We start from the raw sequence: 3,064 nt of genomic DNA, 5'->3' as shown, positions 1-3,064 counted from the left end.
AAGAGCAGCAGGTCCAGGTCGAGCGGGTCGAGGCCGGCGTCCGCCAAAACCTTGCGGGCGGCGCCCACCGCCAGGTCGGACGCGTACTCGTCGTCGGCCGCCACCCGCCGGCGTTCGATGCCGGTGGCCTGCGCGAACATCCCGTCCGGCAGCGGCAGGTCGCTGGCCGTGGCGACCCGGCGCTGCAGTTCGTCGGTGGTCAGCTCGGCAGCGGGGAGGCAGGCCGCCATGGCGGTGATGCCGACACGCAAGATCGCAGTCATGCCCGCCACCATGCCGGGTGTGGCAGGTCACGGTCGTGAGTACCCCGGCTCATTCTTTCCGGTACGGGCGGCGGCTCTAAGCTTCCCGGCATGGAAGGCATCGTCGATACGGTCGTGATGATCGTGATCGCCGTCGTGGGGGCTGCGCTCGCCCGGCGGCTCGGGTTCGTGGCGCCCCTCGTGCTGCTCGTCGGCGGTCTCGCCCTGTCTTTCGTGCCCGGTCTGCCCGAGATTCACATCGAACCGGAGCTCGTGCTGGTGGGCATCCTGCCACCGCTGCTCTACGTCGCCGCGCTGCAGACCTCGGTGCCCGCGTTCCGCCGGGCGTTGCGCCCGATCATGCTGCTCGCGATCGGCCTGGTGGTGTTCACCGCCGTGCTGGTCGGCGTCGGCCTGCACCTGCTGCTGCCCGAGGTGCCGCTGTCGGCCTGCATCGCGCTGGGCGCGGTGGTGGCGCCGCCCGACGCGGTGTCGGCCACCGCGATCGCCCGGCGGATCGGCCTGCCGCGGCGGATCGTCACCATCCTCGAGGGCGAGAGCCTGCTCAACGACGCGACCGCGCTGGTGCTGCTGCGGGTGTCCGCCGGCGCGCTGACCGGCCTCGCGGTCGGGTTCTGGGAGATCGCCGGCGACGTGGTGGTCACCGCCGGCGGCGGGCTGCTGCTCGGCGTGGCGGCGGCGGTGGCGGCGGCCTGGCTGCACAAGAAGATCGAGGACCCGCTGCTGGACGACGCGGTGTCGCTGCTCACCCCGTTCGTGGTGGTGATCGTCGCCGAGAAGCTGGAGACCTCCGGCATCGTCGCGGTGGTGGTGGCCGGTCTCTATCTCGGCCACCGGATCCCGTACCTGTTGTCGCCGACCTCCCGGCTGCAGATGGAGGCGGTCTGGCGGCTCATCACCTTCCTGCTCGAGGGCGTGGTGTTCCTGCTGGTCGGGCTGCAGTTGCGCGAGCTGGTCAGCGACCTGGAGACCGGGATCGGCACGACCATCCAGGCCACCGCGCTGGTTTTCGGGCTGATCGTCGTGCTGCGGTTCGTGTGGATGTATCCGGCGTACTACCTGGCCCGGCTGTCCCCGCGGGTGCGCGACCGCGAGGGGCCGACCTCGGCGACCGGCCCGACCGTGCTCGGCTGGGCCGGCATGCGTGGCGTGGTCACCCTCGCCGCGGTGCTGAGCCTTCCCGAGTCCAACGCCGTGACCAGCAATTATCCTCGTGACCTGTTCGTCTTCGTCGCCTTCGCGATCATCGTGCTGACCCTGCTGCTGCAGGGCACCACACTGCCGCTGCTGGCCCGGCGCCTCGGTGTGCACGAGGACACCACCGTCGCCGACGCGCTGGCCGAGGCGAGCGTGCAGAATCAGGCGAGCCGCGCGGCCCTCAAGGCTCTCGAGGACAACGTCGACGGCGCGCCGGACTCGGTGGTCGAGCGGCTGCGCGGGATCGCGGAGAATCGGAACAACGGCGCCTGGGAACGCCTCGGCAGTCAGGAGCAGGAGACCCCCTCGGCCGCGTACGGCCGGTTGCGACGCGAGATGATCATGGCGGAGCGGCACGTCTTCAAGATCGCCCGCAATGAGGGGCGGATCCCCGAGGAGGTGCTCACCCGCGCCCAGCGTGACCTCGATCTGGAGGAGTCCCAGTTGAGCCGGAGTGACGAGCAGTGATCTGCCAGCATCTCAAGGAGGCCGCGGACCCGGCCCCGGTGACGCCCTACGACCAGGGCTGTCCGCAGTGCGTCGAGGGCGGGTTCTCCGACTGGGTGCACCTGAGGTTGTGCTTGAACTGCGGCTTCGTCGCGTGCTGCGACTCGTCGCCGCGGCGGCACATGAGCCGGCACCACGAGGAGTCCGCGCACCCGGCGATGCGCAGCTTCGAGCCGGGCGAGGACTGGCGCTGGTGCTTTGTCGACGAGGTGCTGGGGTAAACGATGCGCATCCTCATCGTCGGCGCGGGCGCGACCGGTGGCTACTTCGGCGGCCGGCTGGCCGAGGCCGGCAAGGACGTCAGTTTCCTGGTGCGGCCCCGCCGGGCCGCGACGCTTACCGAGCGCGGCCTGCGGATCAAGTCGCCGACCGGCGAGTCGGTGGTCAAGCCGCACCTGGTCACCGCCGAGACCCTCGACGGCGTGTACGACCTGGTGATCCTCGCCGTGAAGAGCTACACGCTCGACGAGGCCCTGCGCGACGTGACCCCTGCGGTCGGTCCGGACTCCGCGGTGGTCCCGCTGCTCAACGGCATGCGGCACCTGGCGACGCTGACCGGGGCGTTCGGGCCGGACCGCGCGTACGGCGGGGTCTGCCGGATCCACGCCATGCTGACCGATGACGGCGACGTGGTGCAGTTCACCGGCATGCACCGGATCGTGCATGGCCGGCCGGACGGCGAACCCGACGACCGGGTCACCGAGGCGCTCTCCGGCGCCGAGTTCGTGGTCGCCGGATCCACCGACATCGTCCACGAGATGTGGGAGAAGTGGGTCTTCCTGGCGAGCATCGGCGCGGCCACCACGCTCTTCGGCGCCTCGATAGGCGAGATCAACTCGGTGCCCGGCGGGTCGGCCCTGACCAGCGCCATCGCCGCCGAGGCGACCGCCATCGCCGTCGCCGCCGGATTTCCGCCGAGCGATGGCGCCCGGGCCTTCCTGAGGGCCGGGGTGGTGACCACCGAGCGCACCACCTCGACGATGAATCGGGACATGGCCGCCGGAGCTCCTCTGGAGGCGGAGGCGATCCTGGCCGACTACCACGCGGAGGCCGAGCGTCACCGCGAAAAAAATACGAAATCGCACACACGAAAACTA

At 70.7% G+C, this 3,064-nt stretch carries 3 protein-coding genes and 1 pseudogene; 3 read left to right on the top strand and 1 reads right to left on the bottom strand.

Annotation, left to right across the window (positions count from 1 at the left end):
• Positions 1-263 (bottom strand): annotated as a pseudogene (locus AB0M20_RS34920) (ketoacyl-ACP synthase III); the annotation flags it as partial.
• A gap of 90 nt (positions 264-353) precedes the next feature.
• Here AB0M20_RS34920 and AB0M20_RS34915 point away from each other — a divergent pair.
• The 3 genes from AB0M20_RS34915 to AB0M20_RS34905 form a co-directional block, all read left to right on the top strand.
• A complete protein-coding gene (locus tag AB0M20_RS34915; RefSeq protein WP_364304695.1) occupies positions 354-1,928 on the top strand; it encodes a Na+/H+ antiporter in 1,575 nt (524 codons plus the stop codon).
• Positions 1,925-2,188 (top strand): UBP-type zinc finger domain-containing protein, encoded by a 264-nt coding sequence (locus AB0M20_RS34910; RefSeq protein WP_364304693.1) that lies wholly within the window; start codon positions 1,925-1,927, stop codon positions 2,186-2,188. Before AB0M20_RS34915 ends, AB0M20_RS34910 begins: the two co-directional genes overlap by 4 nt.
• A 3-nt stretch (positions 2,189-2,191) precedes the next feature.
• A partial coding sequence (locus tag AB0M20_RS34905) for a ketopantoate reductase family protein (RefSeq protein WP_364304691.1) occupies positions 2,192-3,064 on the top strand: 873 nt, incomplete at its 3' end.

The organism is Actinoplanes sp. NPDC051633 (genome assembly GCF_040681735.1).
In the GTDB taxonomy this organism is placed as follows: domain Bacteria; phylum Actinomycetota; class Actinomycetes; order Mycobacteriales; family Micromonosporaceae; genus Actinoplanes.
Note: the sequence above shows the minus strand (reverse complement) of the source record. Positions and strands in the feature narration are given on the sequence as shown.

Coding starts and splice junctions, on each gene's coding strand:
- AB0M20_RS34915 (WP_364304695.1), top strand. CDS start 354: ATGGAAGGCATCGTCGATACGGTCGTGATGATCGTGATCGCCGTCGTG.